Below are 26,887 nucleotides of genomic sequence, written 5' to 3'. Positions count from 1 at the left end.
GCCCGCCTTCCCTGGGCGCCCGGCCCTGCCCTGGGCTGGCGCCCCACGCCGCCCCGTCTTGGCCTGGCGCCCCGTCTCGGGCTAGCGCCCGGCCCCGCCCCGTCTTGGGCTGGCGCCCCGTCTCGGGCTGGCGCCCGGCCCCGCCCCGTCTTGGGCTGGCGCCCCGTCTCGGGCTGGCGCCCGGCCCCGCCCCGTCTTGGGTTGGCGCCCAGCTCCGCCTCGCCTCGCCGCCTCGGGCTGACGCCCATCGCCCTAGCCTTGGGCAGTCTGCCGCCTGGGGCGGCAGGGTGGGCAAGGCGGCACCCCGGCGCGGGGTGAGCGCTTCAGAGGGGGGTTGGTGCAGCGCCGTTGGCGGGTGCGGCCCCGGTGGGGCTTCTCGCGCAGTTCCCCGCGCCCCTATCGGGGCGGATAGTGACCCGCGATCACAGAGCGCCCCTGGCGGGGCGGACAGCGGCCCGCGCAGTCACAGCGCCCCGGCGGGGCGGACAGGAGCCCGGGATCACAGCGCCCTGGCTGCGCGGGCAGCAGTCCGCGATCGCAGCGGCCGGCGGGACCGGTGGCGTTCCGCGAATGTTGTTCCTCTATCGGGGCGCCCCCTCGGCGTCTAGATTCGGGTCATGGCGGAGACGAAGCGCGAAATCGAGCGGAAGTATGAGGTTCCGGGCGCTCCCGACGGACCCTTCGAGCTGCCCGACCTGGGCAAGGTCCCCGGCGTGGCGGAGGTCATCGGCAAGGGCGTCGTCGAACTCGACGCGGTCTACTACGACACGGCCGACCAGCGCCTCGCGGCCGACAACATCACCCTGCGCCGCCGCACCGGCGGCGACGACGCGGGCTGGCACCTGAAGATCCCGGTCGCCCTGGGCGAGGGCGTACGGGACGAGATCCGCGCCCCCCTCTCCGCCCAACTGCCCCGCGCACTCGCCGGACTCGTCCGCTCCCGAGTACGTCAGGCACCCCTGCTCCCCGTGGTCCGCCTGATGTCGTCCCGCGACGTCTCCCACCTGACCGACGCCGACGGCACCCTGCTGGCCGAGGTCAGCGTGGACGCCGTACGAGCCGAGCGCGCCGACGGCCTGGGCGGCACCGCCTGGACCGAGATCGAGGTCGAGCTGGCGGACGACGGCGACCCCGCCTTCCTCGGCAAGGTCGAGAAGCGGCTGCGCAAGGCCGGCGCCGACCGCTCCGGATCCCTCTCCAAACTGGCCCGCGCCCTCGACGAGACGGGCGCAGGCGCACCGGCACCCGACCCCGCCGCCGCTTCCTCCGCCCCGTCCGGCACCGCGGGCGACCACGTCGTCGCCCGCCTGCGCGCCCAGCGCGACGCGCTCGTCGACCTCGACCCGGCCGTCCGCCGCGACCTGCCGGACGCCGTTCACCAGATGCGGGTCGCCGCCCGCCGGATGCGCAGCGCGTTCAAGACGTACAAGAAGGTCCTCGACCCCGCCGCCACCGACCCGGTCGCCGAGGAGCTGAAATGGCTCGGCGGCGAACTCGGCATCGACCGCGACCACGAGGTGCTGACCGAGCGGCTCACCGCCCGGATCGACGCCGTGCCGCGCACCCTGCTGCTCGGCCCGGTCCGCGGCCGGCTGCGGATCTGGGCGGTGGCCCGGCGCCACGGCTCGCGCCGCCACACGGTCGCCGTGCTCGACAGCAAGCGCTACCTCGCCCTGCTGGACGCCCTCGACGCGCTGCTCGCCGACCCGCCGCTGTGCCCCGTCGCCCGTAAACCGGCCGCGAAGCTGCTCGCCAAGTCCGCCCGCAAGGACCAGGCCCGCCTCGCCGCCCGCGTCGAGCACGCCCTGTCGCTGCCCGCCGGCACCGACCGCGACCTGGCGATGCACGAGGCCCGCAAGGCCGCCAAGCGCGCCCGGTACGCGGGGGAGGCCGCCGTCCCCGCGCTCGGCAAGCAGGCCAAGCGGTTCGCCAAGCGGATGAAGGCGGTCCAGTCCCTCCTCGGCGACCACCAGGACTCCGTCGTCGCCCGCGAGTCGCTGCGCCAGCTCGGGATCCAGGCGCACGCGGCCGGCGAGACGGCGTTCACCTGGGGACTGCTGTACGGACAGGAGCAGGCGGCGGCCGCGGACCGCGAGCGGGAGCTGCCCGAGGTGTGGGCCGGCGCGGCGGAGGCCACCCTTTCGGCGGGTTAGGGTTGAGGGTCATCCCTGTCAGCTCACAAAGGTCCACGGTTATGCCTGCCGATGCCGTCGCCGCGGCGCCCCAAGCGGTCGAGTCCGTGTTTCCGCAGCTCGAAGCGCTGCTCCCGCATGTGCAGAAGCCGATCCAGTACGTCGGCGGAGAGCTCAACTCCACGGTCAAGCCGTGGGAGTCCTGCGACGTCCGCTGGGCGCTGATGTACCCGGACGCGTACGAGGTCGGCCTGCCCAACCAGGGCGTCATGATCCTGTACGAGGTGCTGAACGAGCGGGAGGGCGTCCTCGCCGAGCGCACGTACAGCGTCTGGCCCGACCTGGAAGCCCTGATGCGCGAGCACCGGGTCCCCCAGTTCACGGTCGACTCGCACCGCCCGGTGAAGGCCTTCGACGTCTTCGGACTCTCCTTCTCCACCGAGCTGGGCTACACCAACATGCTGGCCGCGCTCGACCTGGCCGGCATCCCGCTGGAGTCCAAGGACCGCACCCTGGACGACCCGATCGTCCTCGCGGGCGGCCACGCGGCCTTCAACCCCGAGCCGATCGCCGCCTTCATCGACGCCGCCGTCATCGGCGACGGCGAGCAGGCCGTGCTCGACATGACGGAGATCATCCGCGCCTGGAAGGCCGAGGGCCGCCCGGGCGGGCGCGAGGAGGTCCTGCTCCGCCTCGCGAAGACCGGGAACATCTACGTCCCGGGCTTCTACGACGTCGAGTACCTGCCCGACGGCCGCATCGGCCGCGTCGTGCCGAACCGCTCGGGCGTGCCGTGGCGCGTCTCCAAGCACACGGTCATGGACCTCGACGAGTGGCCGTACCCCAAGCAGCCCCTCGTGCCGCTCGCCGAGACGGTCCACGAGCGGATGTCCGTCGAGATCTTCCGCGGCTGCACCCGCGGCTGCCGCTTCTGCCAGGCCGGCATGATCACGCGCCCCGTGCGGGAGCGAAGCATCACCGGTATCGGCGACATGGTGGAGAAGGGCCTCAAGGCGACCGGCTTCGAAGAGGTCGGCCTGCTCTCGCTGTCCTCCGCGGACCACTCCGAGATCGGCGACATCGCCAAGGGCCTGGCCGACCGCTACGAGGAAGACAAGATCGGCCTCTCGCTGCCCTCGACCCGCGTCGACGCGTTCAACGTCGACCTGGCCAACGAGCTGACCCGCAACGGCCGCCGCTCCGGTCTCACCTTCGCCCCCGAGGGCGGCAGTGAGCGCATGCGCAAGGTCATCAACAAGATGGTCTCGGAAGAGGACCTGATCCGCACGGTCTCGACCGCGTACGGCAACGGCTGGCGTCAGGTGAAGCTGTACTTCATGTGCGGCCTGCCCACGGAGACGGACGACGACGTCCTCCAGATCGCCGACATGGCGATGAACGTGATCCAGAAGGGCCGCGAGGTCTCGGGCTCCAACGACATCCGCTGCACGGTCTCCATCGGCGGTTTCGTGCCCAAGCCGCACACCCCGTTCCAGTGGGCGCCGCAGCTGTCGGCGGAGGAGACGGACGCCCGTCTCGAGAAGCTCCGCGACAAGATCCGCGGCGACAAGAAGTACGGCCGCTCCATCGGCTTCCGCTACCACGACGGCAAGCCCGGCATCGTCGAGGGCCTGCTCTCCCGCGGCGACCGCCGCATCGGCGACGTCATCCGCGCGGTCTACGAGGACGGCGGCCGCTTCGACGGCTGGCGCGAGCACTTCAGCTACGACCGCTGGATGGAGTCCGCCGCCAGGACGCTGCCCGCCCACGGCGTCGACGTCGCCTGGTACACGACGCGTGAGCGCACGTACGAGGAAGTCCTCCCCTGGGACCACCTGGACTCCGGTCTCGACAAGGACTGGCTCTGGGAGGACTGGCAGGACTCGCTCGACGAGACCGAGGTCGAGGACTGCCGCTGGACCCCCTGCTTCGACTGCGGCGTCTGCCCCGCGATGGACACGTCCATCCAGATCGGCCCGACCGGCAAGAAGCTGCTGCCGCTGACGGTCGTCAAGTAGCGTCGCGCACCACCGACATGACGAAGGGCGGGGCGACCGGGTGACCGGTCGCCCCGCCCTTCTGCGTCGGTGTAGTACCTACTTGCTGACCGCGAAGCGCATCAGAGCGCGCTCGTCGCCCTGCTTGATCTTGCCGGTCTCATTGATGACCTCGAGCTTCCAGACGTCGCCCGCGCCGCGGACCGCCTTGGCCACCAGGCAGCCGTTGTCGGCGCTCAGCAGGCTCGGCCAGATGTCCGCCACCTGCTGGCTGCTGCCGCCGGTCGCGTCGTACACCTTGAAACTGATGTTGCGGGCCTTCTGGAACGAGCTGCCCTTCTTGTAGGCCGCCGCGATGAACACGATCGACGTGATGACCGGCGGCACCTTCGAGAACTCGACGGTGACGGTCTCGTCGTCGCCGTCGCCCTTGCCGGTCTGGTTGTCGCCGCTGTGCAGCAACGCGCCGTTGCCCAGCGGATCCACGGAGTCCAGGCCCGCGAGCCGGACCGGGTCGCCGCCCTGCAGCGCGACCGCTATCAGGTCGAGGTCCGTGCCCTGCTTGCGGCGCAGCGCGCCGAGCACGCCACCGCTGCTGCCGGCGGTCGGGTCCCAGGAGACCCCGATGGAGAGATGGGTGACACCGTCGAGATCCGCGGGGCCGTCTTCCTTCGTAAGCGTAATCATGCGCAGATTGTGCCTGGCACAGCCGCTTTGTGAAGCATCGGCGTCCAATTCGGCGTTCGAGGAGGGGTTTCTTCCGCGTCCGGTCCGCATCCGGAAGACCTTTTCCGGCGTCTGACACTGCATGGACATGGAGAAGCGCCCCGGCCCCGCGCCCGCCCCCGGGGAAGGTTGTCTGGTGGCGGCGATCCGCATGCCGGTGCGGATCGTGGCGCTCGTCGTCGTGGTGCCGGTCCGGCTGGTGTGGGACGCCCTCGTCACCGGCGGGCGCTTCCTGTACGAGAAGGCGCTCGTGCCGTGCGGCCGCGCTGTCGGACGGCTGCTGCACGGGCTGTTCGTGTGGCCGCTCGTCCAGCTCTGGCGGTATGTGCTGGCCCCCGTCGGCCGCGGACTCGCCTTCCTGGTGCGGGTGTTGCTGGTCGTCCCCGCGGTCTGGCTGTACGCGCGCGTGCTCGCGCCCGTCGGACGGGCGGCCGTCGCCGTGCTCGGCTGGGTCGGCAGGGCCCTGTTCGTGTGGCCGTGGGTCGCGTTGTGGCGGCGGGTGCTCGTCCCGGTGGGGCAGGGACTCGGCTGGCTGCTGCGGCAGTTGGCGGCCGGTGTCGCCGCGGCCGGACGCGGGCTCGGCCGGCTGGGGCGGATCCTGCTCGTGGTTCCCGCCGTGTGGCTGTACGCGCGCGTGCTCGCACCTGCCGGGCGGGTGGCGGCCGTCGTGCTCGGCTGGGTCGGCAGGGCCCTGTTCGTGTGGCCGTGGGTCGCGCTGTACCGATACCTCCTCACCCCGCTCGGCCTCGCCGCCCTGGCACTCGTCCGGTGGATTCTCGTGCTGCCCGCGCTCGCCCTGTGGCGCTGGGTGCTGGTGCCCGTCGGACGGGCCCTCGGCGTCCTGCTGCGGGAGATCGGCACGGCGCTCGGCGTCGCCTGGCGCGTGGCCGGGTACGTGTCGCTCGCCGTCGGACGGTTCCTCGGCACCCTGCTGCGGTGGACGTTCGTGGAGCCCGTGCGCTGGGTGTACCGCAGTGTGCTCACCCCGGTCGGGCACGTCGTACGGGACCACCTGTGGCGGCCCGCCGCCCGGGTGGTCCGGGAGACGCTCGGCGCGGTCCGGGCCACGGTCCGGCAGGTGCGGGCCGATGTGCGGCGCGCCCTGTTCGGTCCGGGCAGCCCGCCCGAGCCGCCGGTCAGGGAGGTGCGGGAACCGGAGGACGCGCAGGGACGTACTCTTGGTAGCAGTACGACCGCTCTCACGAAGACCGCATTCATTAAGGATTAGGACACTGGGCAAGCGACAGCCCGAAGGCCCGCCGCCCGCACCCGCGGTGCAGCGCATCCGACTGCGCTACACCAAGCGCGGCCGCCTCCGGTTCACCAGCCACCGAGACTTCCAGCGCGCCTTCGAGCGTGCGCTGCGCCGCGCCGAGGTGCCCATGGCGTACTCGGCGGGGTTCACGCCGCACCCGAAGGTGTCCTACGCCAATGCCGCACCCACCGGCACGGGCAGTGAGGCCGAGTATCTGGAGATCGCGCTCACCGCGCCCCGCGACCCCGCGACCCTCCGCGCGCTGCTCGACGAGTCGATGCCGCAGGGCCTCGACATCGTCGACGCCGTCGAGGCCCGTACCTCGGGACTCGCCGACCGGCTCGCCGCATCCGTGTGGGAGCTGCGGCTCGACGGGGTCACGGCCGAGGAGGCCGCCCGCGCGGCGGAGACCTTCCGGGCCGCCGAGACGGTCGAGGTGCAGCGCCGCACCAAGAACGGCATGCGGACGTTCGATGCCCGCGGGGCCGTTGTGTCGCTCGAGGCACATGATGCGGCGCGGACCTCGGATGTCACGGCTGATAGGCCCGGCGACAAGGCCTGTGCGATACTGCGCCTGGTTGTTCGGCACGTGACGCCTGCCGTTCGACCCGACGACGTCCTGTCCGGTCTCCGCGCCGTGGCCGACCTGGCGCCGCCGGTCCCCGCAGCGGTGACCAGGCTGGCGCAGGGGCCTTTCGATGAAGAGACCGGCACGGTGACCGACCCGCTCGCGCCCGACCGCGAGGCAGTCCAGGCCATCCCGCCCGCGGGAGCCGCAGGATCTGCCGCCGCGAAGGTGCCTGCCGTGGAAGGTTCCCCGTAAGGACGGTCGTCGTCGCGCCGCCCTCGTACTCGGGAGCCACCTGGGTCGGGCAGCGCACCCACCCAAGGACTTTCGCCAGGCCGTACGTACCTCGCGTACCGGAACCGGCGAGAACAGACAGAAGAGCCCCCGTGCGGCGCCCGCGCCCCGGACCGGCGGCCCTCGCGCCCGACAAGAAGCGCGAGCGAGCCGCGGACGTCACCGGTCATGGATCAGGCGCGGCGCCCGGGGGCCCGACGGGAGATCCACCCGCATGCCCGAGCCGACCGAACCCACCACCTCCGAGCTGGACAGCCCCAGCGACACCCTGCCCCCGCGCCGCCGGCGCCGGGCCGCGTCGCGTCCCGCGGGCCCGCCCGCGGCCCCCTCCGCAGCGGCCGCCGAGGCCGCCGCGCCGGCCATACCGGCCGCTGCCGCGGACGCCGAGGACGAGCTCGACCCCGCAGACGAGGCCGCCGAGGCCGCTGCCACCCCCGAGACCACTCCGGTGCAGGAGACGCAGGACGCCGCGCCCGCGGCCCGTCCGCGCCGCCGCGCCACCCGGCGCGCCTCCGCGCCCACCGGTGCGCCCGCGCAGGCCGAGGCCGTCGAGCCGGTGGTCGAACCGGTCACTGAGCCCGCCGCAGCGCCCGCCGCCGAAGAGGCCCCGGCCGAGGCCGCCGCGCCGCGCCGTCGCCGCCGTGCGACCCGTACCGCGTCCGCACCCGTGACCGAGAGCGCCGAGGCCGCCGCGCCCGCCGCCGACGAGCCGAAGGCCGTCGCGGAGGAGACCCCGGCCGCCGAGGAGGCGCCCGCCGAGGCCGCCGCCCCGCGCCGTCGCCGCCGTGCGACCCGCACCGTCTCCACGCCCACCGCCGAGACGCCCGAGGCTCCGGCCGCCGAGCAGGCCCCGGCCGAGGAGCCGCAGGCCGCGGCACCCGTCGCCGAGCCGGCCGCGGAGACCCCGGCCGAGGACGCCGCCCCGCGCCGTGCGCGCCGCCGGGCCACCCGCGCCGTGACCGCCCCGGAGACCCCCGAGGCCCCGCGCGCCGCCGAGCAGGCCGTGCAGGAGCAGGCCGCGCCCGCCGCCGAGCCCGCCGAGTCCGCCGAGGCCACCGAGGACGGTGCCCAGCGCCGCCCCCGTCGCCGCGCCACCCGCAAGGCCGCCGGCGGTTTCTCCGAGCCCAAGCAGTCGAAGGGCCGCCAGGCGAAGCAGTCCGACGCGGCCGACGCCGAGGGCGGCAGCCGCCCGAAGCGGCCGTCCGTCGCCGTCTTCCAGGCGCCGGTCTTCACCGAGCCGATGTTCCAGACGCCCGAGCGCGCCGCTGCCGCCGCCGCGGCCGAGGCCGCCGTGGAGCAGCCCGCCGCCGAGCCCGAGACGGCGCCCGAGCCGGCCGCGGTCGTCGAGGAGGACCAGACGCCGCGCCGTCGCCGTCGTCGCCGCGCCACCGACGAGCGCCCCGCCGCCGAGCCCGAGGCCGCCGCCCCCGCGGCGCCGGAGCCCGCCGCCGACGCCGACGAGCAGACCGCCGACGCCGCCGCCGACGAGCAGGACGAGCACACCGACGACCACGCCGACGACCACGACGAGCAGGGCGACCGCCCGGCCCGCCGCCGCCGTCGCGGTGGCCGCCGCCGCCGTCGTGGCGACGCCGCCGACACGGAGGACGGCTCCGACGACGCCGACGAGCAGACCGCCGAGGCCGACGACGAGCAGGCCGAGGCCGCCGACGACCACGACGAGCACGCCGACGACCACGACGAGCAGGACGCGCACGGCGGGTCCGGCGGGTCGAGCAGCAGCCGTCGCCGCCGTCGTCGCCGTCGTCGCGCCGGTGACGCGTCCTCCGAGGCCGAGCAGTCCTCGGACGACCCGGAGCGCACCGTCGTCAAGGTGCGCGAGCCGCGCAAGAAGGACGAGAAGGCCGAGCGCTCGACCTCCGCGGACGAGGTGCAGTCCATCAAGGGCTCCACGCGTCTGGAGGCCAAGAAGCAGCGCCGCCGCGAGGGCCGCGAGCAGGGCCGCCGCCGCGTGCCGATCATCACCGAGGCCGAGTTCCTGGCCCGCCGCGAGGCCGTCGAGCGCGTGATGGTCGTCCGGCAGAACGGCGACCGCACCCAGATCGGCGTGCTCGAGGACAACATCCTCGTCGAGCACTACGTCAACAAGGAGCAGTCGACCTCGTACGTCGGCAACGTGTACCTGGGCAAGGTCCAGAACGTGCTGCCCTCGATGGAGGCCGCCTTCATCGACATCGGCAAGGGCCGCAACGCGGTGCTGTACGCCGGTGAGGTCAACTTCGAGGCGCTCGGCATGGCCAACGGGCCGCGCCGCATCGAGACCGCCCTCAAGTCCGGCCAGTCCGTGCTCGTGCAGGTCACCAAGGACCCGATCGGCCACAAGGGCGCCCGCCTGACCAGCCAGGTCTCGCTGCCCGGCCGCTACCTGGTCTACGTGCCCGAGGGCTCGATGACCGGCATCAGCCGCAAGCTGCCCGACACCGAGCGCGCGCGCCTGAAGACCATCCTCAAGAAGATCGTCCCCGAGGACGCGGGCGTCATCGTGCGCACCGCCGCCGAGGGCGCGAGCGAGGACGAGCTGCGCCGCGACGTCGAGCGTCTGCAGGCCCAGTGGGAGGACATCCAGAAGAAGTCCAAGCAGATCTCGACGTCGTCGCCGAGCCTGCTGTACGGCGAGCCGGACATGACCGTCCGCGTCGTGCGCGACATCTTCAACGAGGACTTCTCCAAGGTCATCGTCAGCGGTGACGAGGCGTGGGAGACCATCCACGGCTACGTCAACCACGTCGCCCCCGACCTGGCCGACCGGCTGTCCCGCTGGACGTCCGAGGTCGACGTCTTCGCGACGTACCGGATCGACGAGCAGCTCGCCAAGGCGCTCGACCGCAAGGTGTGGCTGCCCTCCGGCGGCTCCCTGGTGATCGACAAGACCGAGGCCATGATCGTGGTCGACGTCAACACGGGGAAGTTCACCGGCCAGGGCGGCAACCTCGAAGAGACCGTGACCAGGAACAACCTGGAGGCGGCCGAGGAGATCGTCCGCCAGCTGCGGCTGCGGGACCTCGGCGGCATTGTCGTCATCGACTTCATCGACATGGTCCTGGAGTCCAACCGGGACCTGGTCCTGCGCCGTCTCCTGGAGTGCCTGGGCCGCGACCGGACCAAGCACCAGGTCGCCGAGGTCACCTCGCTCGGCCTGGTCCAGATGACCCGCAAGCGCGTCGGCCAGGGACTCCTGGAGTCCTTCTCCGAGACCTGCGTGCACTGCAACGGCCGCGGTGTCATCGTCCACATGGAGCAGGCGTCCTCCGCCGGCACCGGTGGCGGCGGCAAGCGCAAGAAGCGCGGCCGCGGCGGCAACGGCGCGGACCACCAGCACGAGACGCACGAGCACGACACGCACGAGCACGAGGACGCGCCGGCGCCGGAGCAGGCCGAGACCGAGGCCGAGGTCGCCGCGGAGGCGGCCGCCCCGGTGGCGCTGCCCGAGCCGGAGTTCGTCCCGGACGAGGAGCTGTACTCCAGCGCCGCCGAGGCGGAGGCCGCGGCGGGCAGCCGTGGGCGCTCGCGCCGCCGTGCCACGCGCCGCGCGTCGGCCCCGGCCGGCGCCCCGAAGGCCGAGCAGACCGACAAGCGGTCCGCGCGTGCCGAGCGGGCCCGGAAGGCGGAGCAGGCCGAGGAGCAGCGGGAGGTCGCCGAGGCCGCCCCGGTCGTCGAGGCGCCCGCGGCGCAGGAGACGCCCGAGCCCGTGGTGGAGCAGGCCGCCGAGGCCCCGGCCCCGCGTGCGCGCCGTCGTGCCACCCGTAAGGCCAGCGCCCCCGCCGGTGCCCCGAAGGCGTCCTCGGACGAGGCCGCCGCGGTGACCGTCGTGGAGTCGGAGCCGAAGGCCGCCGAGGCCGAAGCGCCGCGGGCCGAGGAGCCGAAGCCCGTCGAGGAGACGGCGCCGGAGACCGAGGCCGCCGCCCCGGCCCGCCCGCGCCGCCGTGCCGTCCGCAAGGCGACCGCCCCGACCGCGTCCGAGGAGACGGCCGTCGTGGTCGTCCCGTCGGCCACGGACGAGCCCGCCGAGGAGGCGCCCGCCGCCAAGAAGACGGCCCGCAAGACGGCCAAGAAGGCGACGGCGAAGAAGGCGGCCACCACCACCAAGAAGGCGGCCACCAAGACCGCGGCCAAGAAGACGGCCGCGAAGAAGACGACGGCCAAGAAGGCGGCGACCAAGACCGCCGCCAAGAAGACGACCGCGAAGAAGACCGCGGCGGCCGAGCAGCAGTCGCTGCCGTCCGTCACGGCCGCGGCCGACGAGGCCTGAGCCACCGACGACGGCGCCCCCGTCACAGCCTCGGCTGTGACGGGGGCGCCGTCGTGTGCGGGGAGGAGGAGGCGGGACAACGTACCTGAATCGCCCCCCGCTCTTGGACCGGCGTGAAGTACCTGTAAAACTCAAGCAGTAGTGCATGCGCAGGAGAAGCAGGGGTGTCCGTTGGGGAGACGGCAGCATCCTTGCCAGGGGAGGGAACAATGACGCACGTGCGTCTCAGAGGTACGGGCCGGCATCGAGCGGTGAAGCCGGTCAAGGGCGCCAGGCAGGCGGTGGCCCTCGCCACCGTGCTCTCGGCCGCCGGGGTGCAGGCGGGCATCGCCGCGGACACCGCGTCGGCGGACACGCGGACCTGGACCGAGGGCCCCATCTTCAACGACCCGCTGGGGACCGTGGACCAGCAGTACGCGATCCGTACCCGGCTCGTCGAGCTGACGGACGCGGCGCTGCCCGGCTCGACCATCAAGGTCGCGGTCTACCACGTGTGGGAGCAGACGATCGCGGACGCGCTGATCCGCGCCAAGGCCCGCGGGGTGAACATCCGGATCGCGCTGGACTCCTCCAGCGTCAACGACCGCCCCACCAACACGATCTACAGTCAGCTGAAGACGGCGTTCGGCACCAACATCGCCGCGTCGTCCTTCGTCACGCTGTGCCCGAAGGACAAGTCGTGCCTGGGCGACCCCAAGTTCGGCAAGTCGATCATGCACAACAAGTTCTGGCTGTTCTCGGCGGTCGACGGCGCCAAGAACGTCGTCGTGCAGACCACGGCGAACTCCACGCCCTCGGCCAGCACGCGGTTCTTCAACGACGCGCTCCAGCTGCCGAACAACCCGGTCCTGTACGGCGCCTACTCGGACTACTTCGACGACATCGCCGCCAAGGACTGGAAGAACTGGGACTACCGCACGGTCAGCAACGGCCACTACAAGGCGTACTTCTATCCGCGGGCCGGCACCACGAACTCCACGGACACGCTGTACTCGGTGCTCAACAACGTCTCGTGCACCTACAAGGACGCCGCGGGGGCGACGCAGCACACGATCGTGCGGGCCGCGATCTTCCAGATCACCCGGCAGGCCATCGCCGACAAGCTGGTCGCGCTGAAGAAGGCGGGCTGCACCGTCTCCATCGAGTACGCGACGTCCGACAGCGGCACCTGGAAGTCGATGCACGCCACCGGCGCCCCGCCGCGCCGCTGCTACAACGACGACCGCGACCCGCTGAACCCGGGCACCAAGCTGGGCACGCCGTTCATCATCCACACCAAGTACGTGGCGATCGACGGCATGTACGACGGCGCCCGCAACAAGGTCACCTTCACCGGCTCGCAGAACGCCTCGAACCCGGCGCTGCGCGAGAACGACGAGGCGTACGTCAAGATCGACGACGACTCCGTGCACGACACGTACCGCACGCACTTCCTGAAGGTCTGGAACGTCGCCTACCCGGGGACGAACGACAACACCAACCTCTGCAAGGGCGTCAGCACGCTGCCGCAGGACGGTGAGCCGAAGACGACCTGAGGGTCCGGGCGAGGGGCCGGTTTGACCCTTCTGAGGGGTGCCCCGTAACCTTGACCGTCGGCGTGTCCATCGACGTGCCTCACTCCCGTAAACCTCTTCCTCCGGGTTTTCCGAAGTCCAGGACTTCGGCGATTCCGGAGAGGCCGCCTCGCGCGGCTGGACTGCGGGGGTTCCGTTCCGAGCGAAAGAGAGATCCGCGTGTACGCCATCGTGCGCAGCGGTGGTCGCCAGCACAAGGTTGCTGTCGGCGACATCGTTGAGGTTGACAAGCTTTCCACCGCCAAGGTTGGCGACACCGTAGAGCTCTCTACGCTGCTCGTTGTCGACGGCGAGTCCGTGACCAGCGACCCGTGGGTCCTGGCCGGCATCAAGGTCCAGGCCGAGGTCGTGGACCACCACAAGGGTGCGAAGATCGACATCCTTCGCTACAAGAACAAGACCGGCTACCGCCGTCGTCAGGGCCACCGCCAGCAGTACACGGCGATCAAGGTCACTGAGATCCCCGCGGCTGCGAAGTAAGGGTAGGGACTGAGACATGGCACACAAGAAGGGCGCATCGTCCACTCGGAACGGGCGCGATTCCAATGCTCAGCGGCTCGGCGTGAAGCGCTTCGGCGGTCAGACCGTCAACGCCGGTGAGATCCTGGTCCGCCAGCGCGGCACCCACTTCCACCCGGGCAACGGCGTGGGTCGTGGCAAGGACGACACGCTGTTCGCGCTCGACGCCGGTGCGGTGGAGTTCGGTACCCACCGTGGCCGCAAGGTCGTGAACATCGTTCCGGTCGCCGCCTGAAAGGCAGCCTGACCGGCAGTTTTCGCGAGGCGGACCTCACTTCCCTTTCGGGGAAGCGGGTCCGCCTTTCGCGTGTTAGAGCTAAGACATTCCGTAAGTTTCTGGAGGCACCGAACCATGACCACCTTCGTGGACCGCGTCGAACTGCATGTCGCCGCGGGTAGCGGAGGCCACGGCTGTGCCTCCGTCCACCGTGAGAAGTTCAAGCCGCTCGGCGGCCCGGACGGCGGCAACGGCGGCCGTGGCGGCGATGTGATCCTGGTCGTCGACCAGGACGTCACGACGCTCCTCGACTACCACCACTCCCCGCACCGCAAGGCGACCAACGGCGCCCCCGGCGCGGGCGACAACCGCTCCGGCAAGGACGGCCAGGACCTGGTCCTGCCCGTTCCCGACGGCACGGTCGTCCTCGACAAGCAGGGCAACGTGCTGGCCGACCTGGTCGGCCAGGGCACCACCTTCGTCGCCGCCCAGGGCGGCCGCGGCGGCCTGGGCAACGCGGCGCTGTCCTCGGCCCGCCGCAAGGCCCCCGGCTTCGCGCTGCTCGGCGTGCCCGGCGACGAGAGCGACGTCGTCCTGGAGCTCAAGACCGTCGCCGACGTCGCCCTGGTGGGCTACCCGAGCGCCGGCAAGTCCTCGCTGATCTCGGTGCTCTCGGCCGCCAAGCCGAAGATCGCCGACTACCCGTTCACGACCCTCGTCCCGAACCTGGGCGTGGTCACCGCGGGCTCGACCGTCTACACCATCGCCGACGTCCCGGGCCTGATCCCGGGCGCCAGCCAGGGCAAGGGTCTCGGCCTGGAGTTCCTGCGGCACGTGGAGCGGTGCAGCGTGCTGGTGCACGTCCTCGACACGGCGACCCTGGAGTCCGACCGCGACCCGGTCTCCGACCTCGACATCATCGAGGCGGAGCTGCGGGAGTACGGCGCGGGCCTGGAGAACCGGCCGCGCCTGGTCGTCCTGAACAAGATCGACGTGCCCGACGGCAAGGACCTCGCCGAGATGGTGCGGCCCGACCTGGAGGAGCGCGGCTACCAGGTCTTCGAGGTCTCCGCCGTCGCCCACAAGGGCCTCAAGGAGCTCTCCTTCGCCCTCGCCGAGCTCGTCGGCGCGCACCGCGCCGCGCAGCCCAAGGAGGAGTCGACCCGCGTCGTCATCCGCCCGAAGGCCGTGGACGACGCCGGCTTCACCGTCACCCGCGAAGAGGTCGAAGGCGAGCCGCTGTTCCGCGTGCGCGGCGAGAAGCCGGAGCGCTGGGTGCGCCAGACCGACTTCAACAACGACGAGGCCGTGGGCTACCTGGCCGACCGCCTCAACCGCCTCGGCGTCGAGGACGAGCTGATGAAGGCCGGCGCGCGCAACGGCGACGGCGTCGCCATCGGCCCCGAGGAGAACGCGGTCGTCTTCGACTGGGAGCCCACCATGATGGCGGGCGCCGAGATGCTCGGCCGCCGTGGCGAGGACCACCGCCTGGAGGCCCCGCGACCGGCCGCGCAGCGCCGCCGCGACCGGCAGGCGGAGCGGGACGAGGCACAGCAGGAGTTCGAGGACTTCAACCCGTTCTAACGGCCATCGGCCATCGAGCATGAGGAAGGGCCCGGGAGATTCTCCCGGGCCCTTCCTCGTGCGCTGTGCGGTGTCACGCCGTGACGGAGTCCTCGGACTCGGTGGAGTCCTGCGCGTCGGCGGCCTCCGCCTCCACGACCTCGGCCACCTGCTCCTCGATCGAGTCTTCGCGCTGTATCGGAATCTCGCTCTCACCGCGCGCGGCCATCCGCACCCGGCGCTCGTCGGCCCGCTCGCACAGTGCGCGCACCGCGCCGTTGAAGCGGACGATGGACGGCGGGTCCGAGGGGCCCAGGAGGTGCTCCTTGAGCTCCAGACGGGCCTCGGCGTACTTGTCCTCGGCCTCGCCGCGAACGGCCGCGAGAAGGGCGGGTACGCCCTTCGCCTTCGGCGTCAGGATCGTCGCCGCGCTCACCGTCGGGAAACCGGTGCGGAAGTCCGCCTCGGACAGCCCCGAGGTGTTGGCGACCGCGTACGGCTTCTCGCTGCTCAGCCAGTCGGAGACGACCGAGGAGACGTCGGAGATCAGCACGTCGGCCTGGTTGAAGCAGGTGAAGATCGCCGGGCGGGCCTCGGTGACGATCAGGTGCTCCCACTCCGGGAAGGACGCCCAGTAGGCGGCTTCCCAGGCCGCCGTCGCCTCGGCCACGGCGGTGGCACGACCGCCCTTGGGCGCGCCCTGGAGCAGCATCTTCTCCATCTCGTCCGCGCTGGTGCGGAAGGCGGTGGAGGTCAGCTCGTCGAGGGCGGCGGCCGTGCGGGTCAGCTCGGCGGCGGCCTCCGGGCCGGGGCGGGCGCCGGAGCGGCGGGTGTTGGCCTCGCGGATCATCGCCATGATGCGCTCGTTGGCGGCGCCCGCGGCGGGGACCTGCGAACCGGTCATCGGGTGCGGCTTGTAGATCAGCCGGACCTTCTCGTCGGCGAGCAGGTGCCTGACGATGTTCTCGCCGGCCAGGATCACCGAGGTGTTGCCCGGGTTGCCGTCCCAGCCCTCCCAGGTGGGGGCGTAGAGGACGGTGGTGTACGCGCCCGTGGCCGGGCCCGTGCCGACCTTGATCGGGGACAGCTGCGGGCGGCCCACCTCGACGACGTCCTTGTCGTCGACGCCGACGTCGGCCAGCTGGTAGCGGTCGCGGGCCGCGGGACCGGCCACCCACACCTCGTCGTACGCCTTCGCGTACGGGTTGCAGGACGACAGCTTGTCGGACTCGCCGTGGTTGATGAAGGCGTGCTTGATCGTCGGGATGCGCAGCACCTGCGAGGTCTTCGCCGCGTTCGCCGGGTGCAGCATCATCTTCAGCGTCGAGTTCTCCAGCGAGAACATCGTGGCGACCTTCGGGAAGCAGATGATCGGCACGTCGGTCGCGTCGATCTTGTTCACCATGAAGCGCTCACGGAGCACGATCAGCGGCTTGCCGTCGGCGTCGGCGAGGGTGGAGAGCCACATGTTCGCCTGGTACGCGGAGGTCGTGCCGCCGGAGAAGTACATCGCCACGGTCGGCTGGTAGTCGGCAAGCCAGCGGTCGAGCCACTCGATGGTCTGCTGGTCGTTCAGCGGGCGCTTCTTCGGCATCAGCCAGGTCGCCAGATAGACGGCGCCGCCGCCGAGCAGCACGATCGAGACGCCGATGCCGAGGCCGCCCCACAGCGCGTTCGTTGTCGCGGCCGTCACCAGCAGGCCGATCGTGGCCGGCACCGAGAAGGCCAGCAGGCGGTGGCTGGAGCGGCGGGCCAGCAGGCGCGGCGGGGCCGCGGACAGCCGCAGCGGGGTGGAGTCGATGTTGCGGGTGACGATCGGCAGGGTCCGGCTGCGGCGCACCAGGACGGCGGCGGCCTGACAGGCGAAGTGCATGACGTACACCGCGAGCACCATGATCAGCAGGGGTGCCTGCTCGCCCAGGGGATCGATGCCGTCGATGCGCAGCAGCCCCACGAAGATCAGCATGTCCCGCAGCAACTGGCGCACGGTGACGTCGAAGCGGATCTTGCCGAGGAGGGACAGGAGGCCCGGCTGGCGGAACTGCAGATACGTGTCGAGGGCGAGGCCCGCGGCGCTCGCGACGACGAACACGGGTACATACGGAACGAGCGCGCTCACGAGCTGGGCCACATAGAGCGCAAACATCGTGAACAGCGCGGAGAGCTGCACGATGCGGCGGGGGGCAAGTCCGGCGGAGGGCACGGGCTGGGCTCCTGGCAGGAATAGGAGGACGAGGAGGACCGTGGGGGGCTGGTCCGCCCCGGTGAAGAGGCTGACCACTGACCGTATGACTTTGAGCGGTCCCGTAGCAATCCTCGGTGAGATCAATCACGGCAAACAGGGACAAAAGGCATCGACTCCGTGGTCTCAGGTCCCCTAGGGTGCGCCGCCCCGGCACCGCGGGCGTCCGCCCCTCGAAACCCCGGAGCGTCCGTCCGGTCACGTCCCGTAGATTGCGCAGCATGTCAGGGGCATCAACAGGGGCATCAACAGGGGCATCAACAGGGGCGGCTCGTCCGGCGCGGCAGGGCGTCGCGGAAGCACGCCGGATCGTGGTCAAGGTCGGATCGTCGTCGCTCACCACGGCCGCGGGAGGACTGGACGCCGACCGGGTCGACGCCCTGGTGGACGTCCTCGCCAAGCACCGCGGCGAGGGGGCCAAGGAGATCGTCCTCGTCTCCTCCGGCGCCATCGCGGCCGGACTCGCACCGCTCGGCCTGACCCGCCGCCCCAAGGACCTCGCCCGCCAGCAGGCCGCGGCCAGCGTCGGCCAGGGCCTGCTCGTGGCCCGCTACACGGCCTCCTTCGCGCGCTACGGCGTCCGCGTCGGCCAGGTCCTGCTCACCAGCGACGACATGGCCCGCAGGGCGCACCACCGCAACGCCTCGCGCACCCTCGACCAGCTCCTCGCGATGGGCGCCCTCCCGGTCGTCAACGAGAACGACACCGTCGCCACCGACGAGATCCGCTTCGGCGACAACGACCGGCTGGCCGCGCTCGTCGCCCACCTCGTCCACGCCGACCTGCTGGTGCTCCTCTCCGACGTCGACGGCCTCTACGACGGGGATCCCGCGAAGCCCGGTACCTCCCGCATCGCCGAGGTGCGCGGACCCGCCGACATCGCGCACGTCAAGATCGGCTCGGCGGGCAAGGCGGGCGTCGGCACCGGCGGCATGGTCACCAAGGTCGAGGCCGCCTCCATCGCCGCGGCCGCCGGCATCCCCGTCGTGCTGACCTCCGCGTCGCACGCCGCCGACGCCCTCGCCGCCCGCGACACCGGCACCTGCTTCCACCGCACGGGACGGCGCAGCGCGGACCGGCTGCTGTGGCTCCAGCACGCCTCCACCCCGCAGGGCGCGATCACCCTCGACGACGGTGCCGTACGGGCGGTGGTCGAGCGCCGCAAGTCGCTGCTGCCCGCCGGGATCGCGGCCGTGGAGGGCGAGTTCAGCGCCGGCGACCCGGTCGAACTGCGCGACGAGAGCGGGCGCGCGGTCGCCCGCGGTCTGGTCAACTTCGACGCCAAGGAGATCCCGCAGCTGATCGGCCGTTCAACACGGGAGCTCGCCCGCGACCTCGGCCCCGCCTACGAACGAGAAGTCGTACACAGGGACGATCTGGTCCTCCTCCGGGCTTGAAACACCGCCGGTCACCTTCGAAACCGCCTGTGTAATCGGCCGAAAGCCTGCCACCCGTGGGGGACCTTCCCCAAAACCACCCCATGACGGCTCGTGTCCTGCTCAACTCTTGAGGCAGGGAGTTACACGCAGGGAGTTCAGCCGGAGTGGTTCCGCACGACCGTCACGACCATTGCGCAAAGGAGGCCGTCGTGAGACGAGCGCGCCCGGGGGCCGTATCCAAGGGGCCCCGAGGGTCGGCTGAGCGGGCCCTGACGAGTGTGGCCGCGGGGGACGCGTACGAGGAGCGGATCGGCGAGACCGCGGACGCCGCCGGGGAGCCCACGGGCGACGCCGAGGAAGGCCCCCGCCTGTGGCACATCACGCTCAGCGTCTCCGGCACCGAGGCACCGCTGGCCGAAGTCCGTCGCGGCCTCGAACAGCTCGCCCACGACCACCCCTTCCTGCTGACCAGCCGCTACGCCGTCGACCACGCCGAGATCCGCTACTGGGAGGAGGCCCGCGACCTGCACGACGCCGCGGCCGTCGCCCTGCGCCTGTGGGGCGAGCACCGTCAGACGTCGCAGCTGCCGCCGTGGGAGATCGTCGGCCTGGAGGTCATCGACCGCCAGACCTACCACCACCGCATCGCGGAGGGCTACGGCCCCCTCCCGGCTACTCCCGTGGGCGTGCACCCTTTCTGAGTGCCCCGTAGGGGCGCGGGGAACGGCGCGAGCAACCACGACGAAACCCGTCACCCGGCAACCAAACCGACCGCCCCACGCACAACCCTTTTTCAGCCATGTCTCACCCCCCGAAACACCCGCTGGACACCCCCCACACCCCCGTTACCCTGCGGAGCATGACGCCTTCGCTGAACCCGTACGACTCGATGACCCCGGTCACCCGGGCCGCCTACCGCGCCCGCGCCGCCGCGAACACCCTCGCCCCGCTGCCGCGCGCGGAGAAGGACGACGTCCTGGCGGCGATCGCCGACGCCCTCGAAGTCCGTACGGCCGAAATCATCGAGGCCAACGCCAAGGACATCGCCAAGGCCCGCGAGGCCGGCACCAGCGAAGCGATCATCGACCGGCTCACGCTCACCGCGGAGCGCGTCCGCGCCATCGCCTCCGACGTGCGCGACGTCATCGCGCTGCCCGACCCGGTCGGCGAGGTGGTGCGCGGCAGCACCCTGCCCAACGGCATCGACCTGCGCCAGATCCGCGTCCCGCTCGGCGTCGTCGGCATCATCTACGAGGCCCGGCCCAATGTGACGGTCGACGCCGCCGCCCTCTGCCTCAAGTCGGGCAACGCCGTCCTGCTGCGCGGCAGCTCCTCCGCGTACGAGTCGAACACCGCGCTGGTGCGCGTCCTGCGCGACGCCGTCGGCGGCGCCGGGCTGCCCGCCGACGCGATCCAGCTGGTGCCCGGCGAGTCCCGCGAGTCGGTGACCGAGCTGATGCGCGCCCGCGGTCTCGTCGACGTCCTCATCCCGCGCGGCGGCGCCTCCCTCATCAAGAACGTCGTCGAGAACTCGATCGTCCCCGTCATCGAGACCGGCACCGGAAACTGCCACGTCTACGTCGACAAGGACACCGACATCGACATGGCGGTCGACATCCTCGTCAACTCCAAGGCCCAGCGGCCCTCCGTCTGCAACGCCGCCGAGACGCTCCTCGTCCACGCCGACGTCGCCGACGCGTTCGTGCCGCGCGCCCTCGACGCCCTCGCCGACGCCGGGGTCACCGTCCACGCGGACGCCCGGATCCTCGCCCACGCGGAGCGGTCCAAGGCCACCGTCGTCGAGGCGACGCCCGAGGACTGGGAGACCGAGTACCTGAGCTACGACATCGCGGCCGCCGTCGTCGACACCCTCGACAGCGCCGTCGAGCACATCCGGCTGTGGTCCTCCGGCCACACCGAGGCCATCGTCACCACCTCGCAGGCGGCGGCCCGCCGCTTCACCCAGCTCGTCGACTCCACGACCGTCGCCGTGAACGCCTCGACCCGGTTCACCGACGGCGGCCAGTTCGGCTTCGGCGCCGAGATCGGCATCTCCACCCAGAAGCTGCACGCCCGCGGCCCCATGGGACTGCCGGAGCTGACGAGCACGAAGTACATCGTCACGGGCGACGGGCACACCCGTTAATCACCGGGTCGTGCGGTTCGTGCGGTGAATTTCCTTACCGTCTGCCCAAATTGACCCCTCAGGTCTACTCTGGACAGGTGCCGGAGGACGTGGGGGGTACGCCGTTTCCCGACGGCTGGGAGCCCGACGACGACCACGACCGCGGGGGTTCGGACGATGCGTTCGCCTCCGTGGTCTTCGACGAGGACTTCGTGCAGGCGGCGAAGGTCCATGAGCCCACCGCGGTCGAGCGTCTGCTCGCCGCGGCGCAGGCCCGTGCCGAGGCCCAGGAGGCCGAGGCCCGCAGGGCGCGCATACGCCGCGGCCCCGACGACGACTTCTACGACGAGACCGATCCCGAGGGCTTCGGCCCGGACGACACGGGCGACTTCGGACGCGAACTCGACGACCTGTACGACGACGGGCCCGACGGGACCGGCCGCGCCGCCGCCCACCCCGGCCGGATGCGCTGGCGCAGGCCCGTCGCCTGGCTGCTCGCCCTGCTGATGGGCGTAGGCATGGTCGCCCTCGCCTTCACGGCCGTCTACCGCGGCGCCGCCGGCCGCCAGGACGACCGGGTGCCCCCGCCCGCGACGACGGAGCTGGAGAAGAGCGTTCCGGGCCCGTCCGCCTCCGCCGACTACTCGCGGCCCGCGGTGTCGGCGGTTCCCCGCACCCCCTGAGCGCCCCGGCGCCGCTCCGGCGGACCGCTGTCCGAAGTTGTCGTGTACCAGGGCGTTTACCTGAGGTCCCAGGGACCTACTCTGAAGGTATGGGCGGGCCAGCAGACCCACCGGAGGGGACCCCCGAAGGCGGCCCCGGGAGCGGTGGCGGAAGCGAGGACGAATACCGATCCGTCGTGTTCGACGAGTCGTTCGTCAGGGCTGCCCGGCTCCAGGAGTTCTCCGCGCACGAGCGGATAGCCGACCACGCTCCGGCCGTGCGCCGCACGCCCGCGCTGCGCCGCGGACTGACCCGGCAGGCCGTCATCCTCGTCGTGATGATCGTGCTCGCCTTCGGCACCGCGATCTACATGGGCGTCCGCAGCCCCTACCGCACGGCCCAGGCCGTCCGGCACGTCGAACCGCTGCGGATGACCGTCATCCCGCTCTCCCCGGCCGGCAAGGTCCCCGGCGCCGCCTCGGCCGCCGAGCTGTACGAGCACAGCCCCGCCGCCCAGTTCCACACGGCCGCCGACGGCATCGCACTGCCCACGTCGACGAAGCGCACCGCGCACTTCTCCGACAGCCAGGTCGTCGCCGCGCTGACCACGTCCAAGGACTACCTTGTCGACTCCTCGCTCGACCCGGACGTGCTCACCGGCTCCACCCTGCGGCCGGTGCGCCAGCTCGTCGACCCGCAGCAGCTCGACCAGTTCGACCAGAGCTTCGACCGGCCCGCCGCCGACGGCCGGCACGCGGCCACCGGCTGGCTGGTCCGCTTCGACCCGGCCGAGGCCGCGCTCGCCGATCCCCGGATCCGGGTCACCGGCACCCTGCACGTCGCCGAGACCGACGCGGACACCCTGGAAGTGACCTCGGACCACACGTTCGTGTACGCGCTGCGGCCCGTCGACCGGCCGGAAGCGAAGGCGTCCCTGTTCACCGTCCGCCGCGAGTTGCACTTCCGCTACGACCGCGACGACCTGCGCAACCACCAGGCCGAGCTGCTCGTGTCCTACGTCCAGGCCGGGCCGCTGTCCTGCTCGGTCGACTCGGCCGCCCAGCTGCACCCGCTGCTCGCGGGGCAGCGGGCCACGAAGGACGGTCCGGCGGGCACCGACCCGTACGCCACGGGCAGCGCGACCGCGCTGTGCGGCGCGCTCGCGCCCAGTGCCCAGCCGTCCGTCTAGCGGAGCCGTCCGGCGGGCTAGCGCTCGTCGTCGCGGGAGCCGTGATTGCCGTCGTTGCCCCCGCCGCTGCCGCCCTCGCCGCCGTTCGACCCGCCGAAGTTCCCGAAGCCGCGCCGCACCCGGCCGCCCAGGTCGCCCGCGCCGCCCGCGATGTCGCTGACCAGCTTCATCAGCGGGTCCTTCGAGTTCTTCACGTGCTCCGAGTAGTGCGCGGCCGACTCGCGGAACGAGTCCGTCACCGAGGTCTCCTTGTCCTCGGTGCGGCGCGGGTAGTGGCCGTCCATCAGCCGCTGGTGGTCGCGGGACTCCGCCCACTTCTTCAGCTCGGCGGCGCGCACCGTGGTGAAGGGGTGCGAGCGCGGCATCACGTTGAGGATCTTGAGGACCGAGTCGCGCAGATCGCCCCCGGCCTCGTACTCCTCGGCCTGCTTGAGGAACGCGTCCACGTTCATCTCGTGCAGGTGGTTGCCGCCCGCGATCTTCATCAGGCCGCGCATGGAGGCCTGGAGGTCCTGGCCGACCAGCAACCCGGCGCGGTCCGCGGAGAGTTCGGACTTGCGGAACCACTCGCGCAGCGCCGTCACGATCGCCATGATCGCGAGGTTGCCCAGCGGGATCCACGCCACGCGCAGCGCCAGCGACGTCAGGAACAGCAGTATCGTCCGGTAGACCGAGTGGCCGGACAGCGCGTGGCCGACCTCGTGGCCCACGACCGCCCGCATCTCCTCCTCGTCGAGCAGCTCGACGAGGCCGGTCGTGACGACGATGATCGGCTCGTCGAGGCCGATGCACATCGCGTTCGGCTGCGGGTCCTGATTGACGTACATCGGCGGGACCTTCTCCAGGTCCAGGATGTAACAGGCGTCCCGCAGCATCGAGTTGAGATGCGCGAACTGGTCGTCGGAGACCCGCACCGAGTCCGACAGGAACAGCAGCCGCAGGCTGCGCTCGGGCAGCAGGCCGCTCAGCGCCTTGAAGACCGTGTCGAACCCGGTGAGCTTGCGCAGCGCCACCAGCGCCGAGCGGTCCGCGGGGTGCTCGTAGGCCCGCGAGGAGATCCCGGGGAAGCGCCTGCGCTGCCTGCTGGGTGTGTGATCGTGCTGCTCGTTCGGTACGTCGGGCATGCGGCCCCCCATGTCTGTCGTCCGGTCGTGCCCCCGAGATGGGCTCCACCCTAGGCGGAGATACCGTGACGGGGCAGCAGACAGAAGGAGCGAACCGTCATGGATCACATCATCGCCGCGGCCGACCAGGGCGCGGGCAACCTCTTGCGCATCGTGCTGGTCGTCGGTGTGCTCGGGGCCGTCTTCCTGGCCTGGTTCCTGCTGCGCGGCTACAAGCGCGACGACTGACGACGGCCGACGACGACCGGCACAGACCCGGCCGGCCGTATGCGCGGACCCGTACGGCAGAGTCGGCGTGAGCGCCGCGAGGGCCCCCGCTTACGATGGGCGGGAAGTCTTTGTCCCGATCCCACACCGGATAGGTCCTGCTGACGATGAGCCTCCACGCCACCGCTGCCCAGCTGGCCACCCTCGCCTCCGAGGGCGGCGAGCACGGCGGCAACCACGAGAGCATCAGCCCCCTGATGACGGGCGGCGCCGCCTTCGTCATCCTCCTGCTGCTCCTCTGGATCACGACCCGCTTCAACCGCGACCGCTGATCATCCGGGCCCTCCCGGCGGGACCACCCGGATCGGGCCAGTAGGCTCTGCACGCATGGGAGCGCAGGACATGCCTACCGGCCCGGTCAACAGCCCGACCGGCGGCCCGGATCACCAGTGGGCCTCACCGGCCAAGAGGCGCCTCGGCGTCATGGGCGGAACGTTTGACCCGATCCACCACGGACACCTGGTGGCGGCCAGTGAGGTCGCCTCGCAGTTCCACCTCGACGAGGTGGTGTTCGTGCCGACCGGGCAGCCCTGGCAGAAGAGCGACAAGAAGGTCTCGCCCGCCGAGGACCGCTATCTGATGACGGTCATCGCGACCGCCGAGAACCCGCAGTTCTCGGTCAGCCGCATCGACATCGACCGCGGCGGACCCACCTACACCACGGACACGCTGCGCGATCTGCGCGCGCTCAATCCGGACACGGACCTCTTTTTCATCACGGGCGCCGACGCCCTGGGCCAGATCCTCACCTGGCGTTACACCGAAGAGCTCTTCTCCCTGGCACACTTCATCGGCGTGACCAGGCCGGGTCACCCGCTCGCGGACCCCGGCCTGCCGGAGGGCGGCGTCTCGCTCGTCGAGGTGCCCGCCCTCGCGATCTCGTCCACGGACTGCCGTGACCGAGTCGCCAAGGGCGACCCCGTCTGGTACTTGGTGCCGGACGGTGTGGTGCGCTACATCGACAAACGCCAGCTGTACCGAGGCGAATGACCCTGCACCGCCGAGAGGGGCATCGGTGAACGACCGATACGACGGTTACGACCAGCAGAATTACGAGCTGGTCGGCTATGACGAATTCGGCCAGCCGGTCTACCGGCAGGTGGGGCAGGCGCCGTCGTACGAGCAGCACGCGAACAGCTCCTACCCCTCGGGCAACGCCGGTGACCCGGCGTACGGCTACGGCTACGACCCGTACGCGACCGGGCAGCAGCCGCCGGTCCCGCCGCAGTCCTACGATCCCTACGGCGGGGCGCAGCAGGGGAGTTCGGGCGGCTACGACCCGTACGGCGCGGCCTCCGGGACCGGCCAGCAGCCGCGCACCGGGTACCGCCCCGAGCAGCAGGCCCAGGCCACCGCGTACATCCCGCAGCAGGCCCCGCCCGCCCAGCCCCCGGCGCAGCCCGAGCCCCAGCAGCAGCAGGCGCAGCCCCAGCCGCAGGGGGAGGCCGAGTCGCGTGACTACCGCACCGAGCAGTTCGAGTTCGTCGAGGAGCCGGACGAGAACTCCGAAGACGTCATCGACTGGCTGAAGTTCACCGAGTCGCGCAGCGAGCGGCGCGAGGAGGCCAAGCGCCGCGGCCGCAACCGGGTCGTCGCCCTCGTCGTCGTCCTCGCCCTGTGCGTCGTCGGCGGCGTCGGCTACCTCTGGTCGGCCGGCAAGCTGCCCTTCCTGTCCGACGACGCGGCCAAGGCCGACGCCGCGGCCGCCACCGGACCGCAGAACCGTGACGTCATCGTCGTCCACCTGCACAACACCAAGGGCGGCGCCACCTCCACGGCCCTCCTGGTCAACAACACCACCACCAAGCAGGGCACGACCGTGCTGCTGCCCAACACCCTCGGCCTGACGGACGAGGAGGGCAGCTCGACCACGCTCGCCAAGTCCGTCGACGCCGACGGCTCCTCGGGCACCAGCGACGCCATCGACACCCTGCTGGGCACCGACATCGAGGGCACCTGGCGGCTCGACACCCCCTTCCTCAGCAACCTCGTCGAACTCGTCGGCAACATCGACATCGACACCGACACCGATGTCCCGGACCCGGCCAAGAAGGGCACCGTCCTCGTCCACAAGGGCAAGCAGCAGACGCTGAGCGGTGCGCCGGCCGTGGCCTACGCCACCTACCGGGCCAAGGGCGAGGCGGCGACCGCGCAGCTCATGCGGTTCGGGCAGGTCATGCAGGGCGTCCTGCGCAAGATCTCCTCGGACCCGCAGGCCGCGACGACCACCGTGCAGACCCTCACCCAGATCATCGAGCCGCCGCTCACCGAGAAGGACCTCGGCGCCTTCCTCGCCAAGCTGGCCGACCACGCCAAGGAGGGCGACTACAAGACCGCCCTGCTCCCGGTCCAGCAGGACGGCAGCCTCTCCAAGGAAGCCGCGAACTCCGTGGTCAAGGACGTCCTCGGCGGCACGGTGAAGGCCCCGTCCTCGGGCGACTCGCCGCGTGTCTCCGTCGAGAACGCCACCGGCGACAAGGGTCGCACCGAGCTGGCCCGGGTGGCCCTGGTCAACGGCGGCTACACCTACGTCTCCGGCGGTACGGACACGGCGGTCGCCGCCTCCCGGGTCACGTACGCGGACGCGGGCAGCAAGCAGGACGCCGTGGAGGTCGCCAAGACCCTGAACCTGCCGACCTCGGCGGTGAAGAAGGGCGAGACCACGGCCAACGCGGACGTCTCGGTGGTCCTCGGCCAGAACTACACCGGCAAGTGATACCGGCGCCGGCGCCCCGACGGGGGCGCCGGCGACGCCGTGAGGCCGCCCGGCGGTCCGTGAGACC

General features: G+C 71.7%; 21 protein-coding genes. 18 read left to right on the top strand and 3 right to left on the bottom strand.

All coding sequences use genetic code 11. The features are described 5' to 3' along the window. Positions 1 to 617: 617 nt before the first annotated feature. Positions 618 to 2,153 carry a CYTH and CHAD domain-containing protein gene (locus ABZ930_RS05440; protein WP_361541839.1) on the top strand — a complete coding sequence of 512 codons (1,536 nt, stop codon included), beginning with the start codon at positions 618 to 620 and terminating at the stop codon, positions 2,151 to 2,153. Between the two features lie 41 nt (positions 2,154 to 2,194). Further along, positions 2,195 to 4,150 carry a TIGR03960 family B12-binding radical SAM protein gene (locus ABZ930_RS05435; RefSeq protein WP_361541836.1) on the top strand — a complete coding sequence of 652 codons (1,956 nt, stop codon included), beginning with the start codon at positions 2,195 to 2,197 and terminating at the stop codon, positions 4,148 to 4,150. Between the two features lie 78 nt (positions 4,151 to 4,228). Here the strand turns inward: ABZ930_RS05435 and ABZ930_RS05430 are convergent, their stop codons facing one another. Further along, complete coding sequence (locus ABZ930_RS05430; RefSeq protein WP_361541833.1) at positions 4,229 to 4,816, bottom strand: TerD family protein; 588 nt, start codon at positions 4,814 to 4,816, stop codon at positions 4,229 to 4,231. Positions 4,817 to 4,943: 127 nt separating this feature from the next. On the opposite strand from ABZ930_RS05430, the gene ABZ930_RS05425 reads away from it, so the two are divergent. The 7 genes from ABZ930_RS05425 (at position 4,944) to obgE (ending at position 15,136) form a co-directional block, all read left to right on the top strand. Beyond that, the gene (locus ABZ930_RS05425; protein WP_361541830.1) at positions 4,944 to 6,083 is read left to right on the top strand and encodes a hypothetical protein; all 1,140 of its coding nucleotides are present in this window, start codon (positions 4,944 to 4,946) and stop codon (positions 6,081 to 6,083) included. Between the two features lie 46 nt (positions 6,084 to 6,129). Further along, positions 6,130 to 6,933 (top strand): TIGR03936 family radical SAM-associated protein, encoded by an 804-nt coding sequence (locus ABZ930_RS05420; protein WP_361541827.1) that lies wholly within the window; start codon positions 6,130 to 6,132, stop codon positions 6,931 to 6,933. A 253-nt stretch (positions 6,934 to 7,186) separates the two neighbouring features. Beyond that, on the top strand, positions 7,187 to 11,242 hold the full coding sequence (locus ABZ930_RS05415) for an Rne/Rng family ribonuclease (protein WP_361541824.1): 4,056 nt from the start codon (positions 7,187 to 7,189) through the stop codon (positions 11,240 to 11,242). A gap of 209 nt (positions 11,243 to 11,451) precedes the next feature. After that, positions 11,452 to 12,777 carry a phospholipase D-like domain-containing protein gene (locus tag ABZ930_RS05410; RefSeq protein WP_361541821.1) on the top strand — a complete coding sequence of 442 codons (1,326 nt, stop codon included), beginning with the start codon at positions 11,452 to 11,454 and terminating at the stop codon, positions 12,775 to 12,777. 198 nt (positions 12,778 to 12,975) lie between these two features. Beyond that, entirely contained in the window at positions 12,976 to 13,296 is a 321-nt protein-coding gene (gene rplU / locus ABZ930_RS05405; protein WP_351444212.1) for a 50S ribosomal protein L21, read from the top strand. 16 nt (positions 13,297 to 13,312) lie between these two features. Continuing rightward, a complete protein-coding gene (rpmA, locus tag ABZ930_RS05400; RefSeq protein ID WP_026245994.1) occupies positions 13,313 to 13,570 on the top strand; it encodes a 50S ribosomal protein L27 in 258 nt (85 codons plus the stop codon). 117 nt (positions 13,571 to 13,687) lie between these two features. Beyond that, positions 13,688 to 15,136, top strand: a complete 1,449-nt coding sequence (gene obgE, locus ABZ930_RS05395) for a GTPase ObgE (RefSeq protein ID WP_361541816.1) — start codon at positions 13,688 to 13,690, stop codon at positions 15,134 to 15,136. A 73-nt stretch (positions 15,137 to 15,209) separates the two neighbouring features. Here obgE and ABZ930_RS05390 read toward each other — a convergent pair whose 3' ends face one another. Beyond that, on the bottom strand, positions 15,210 to 17,318 hold the full coding sequence (locus ABZ930_RS05390) for a hypothetical protein (RefSeq protein WP_361541813.1): 2,109 nt from the start codon (positions 17,316 to 17,318) through the stop codon (positions 15,210 to 15,212). 260 nt (positions 17,319 to 17,578) lie between these two features. Here ABZ930_RS05390 and proB point away from each other — a divergent pair, with 260 nt between their 5' ends. The 5 genes from proB to ABZ930_RS05365 all read left to right on the top strand — a co-directional run bounded on the left by proB (position 17,579) and on the right by ABZ930_RS05365 (position 22,713). Next, positions 17,579 to 18,754, top strand: coding sequence for a glutamate 5-kinase (gene proB, locus ABZ930_RS05385; protein WP_361541810.1), 1,176 nt, complete (start codon positions 17,579 to 17,581; stop codon positions 18,752 to 18,754). 191 nt (positions 18,755 to 18,945) lie between these two features. Continuing rightward, positions 18,946 to 19,437, top strand: a complete 492-nt coding sequence (locus tag ABZ930_RS05380) for a hypothetical protein (protein WP_361541807.1) — start codon at positions 18,946 to 18,948, stop codon at positions 19,435 to 19,437. Positions 19,438 to 19,595: 158 nt separating this feature from the next. Next, positions 19,596 to 20,882 carry a glutamate-5-semialdehyde dehydrogenase gene (locus ABZ930_RS05375; RefSeq protein ID WP_361541804.1) on the top strand — a complete coding sequence of 429 codons (1,287 nt, stop codon included), beginning with the start codon at positions 19,596 to 19,598 and terminating at the stop codon, positions 20,880 to 20,882. Positions 20,883 to 20,959: 77 nt separating this feature from the next. Beyond that, positions 20,960 to 21,544 carry a hypothetical protein gene (locus ABZ930_RS05370; protein WP_361541801.1) on the top strand — a complete coding sequence of 195 codons (585 nt, stop codon included), beginning with the start codon at positions 20,960 to 20,962 and terminating at the stop codon, positions 21,542 to 21,544. An 89-nt stretch (positions 21,545 to 21,633) separates the two neighbouring features. Beyond that, positions 21,634 to 22,713, top strand: a complete 1,080-nt coding sequence (locus tag ABZ930_RS05365; RefSeq protein ID WP_361541798.1) for a hypothetical protein — start codon at positions 21,634 to 21,636, stop codon at positions 22,711 to 22,713. Positions 22,714 to 22,730: 17 nt separating this feature from the next. Here ABZ930_RS05365 and ABZ930_RS05360 read toward each other — a convergent pair whose 3' ends face one another. Continuing rightward, entirely contained in the window at positions 22,731 to 23,837 is a 1,107-nt protein-coding gene (locus tag ABZ930_RS05360; protein ID WP_361541795.1) for a M48 family metallopeptidase, read from the bottom strand. A gap of 99 nt (positions 23,838 to 23,936) precedes the next feature. Here ABZ930_RS05360 and ABZ930_RS05355 point away from each other — a divergent pair, with 99 nt between their 5' ends. From ABZ930_RS05355 to ABZ930_RS05340, 4 genes are all read left to right on the top strand, one after another. Next, a complete protein-coding gene (locus ABZ930_RS05355) occupies positions 23,937 to 24,065 on the top strand; it encodes a hypothetical protein (protein WP_361541792.1) in 129 nt (42 codons plus the stop codon). 146 nt (positions 24,066 to 24,211) lie between these two features. Then, positions 24,212 to 24,376 (top strand): hypothetical protein, encoded by a 165-nt coding sequence (locus ABZ930_RS05350; RefSeq protein ID WP_361541789.1) that lies wholly within the window; start codon positions 24,212 to 24,214, stop codon positions 24,374 to 24,376. 55 nt (positions 24,377 to 24,431) lie between these two features. Further along, a complete protein-coding gene (nadD, locus tag ABZ930_RS05345) occupies positions 24,432 to 25,094 on the top strand; it encodes a nicotinate-nucleotide adenylyltransferase (RefSeq protein WP_111668352.1) in 663 nt (220 codons plus the stop codon). A gap of 25 nt (positions 25,095 to 25,119) precedes the next feature. Further along, positions 25,120 to 26,820, top strand: coding sequence for an LCP family protein (locus tag ABZ930_RS05340; protein WP_361541785.1), 1,701 nt, complete (start codon positions 25,120 to 25,122; stop codon positions 26,818 to 26,820). Positions 26,821 to 26,887: the final 67 nt, after the last annotated feature.

This window comes from Streptomyces sp. NPDC046716 (genome assembly GCF_040645755.1).
Classification (GTDB): Bacteria; Actinomycetota; Actinomycetes; order Streptomycetales; family Streptomycetaceae; genus Streptomyces.
Note: the sequence above shows the minus strand (reverse complement) of the source record. Positions and strands in the feature narration are given on the sequence as shown.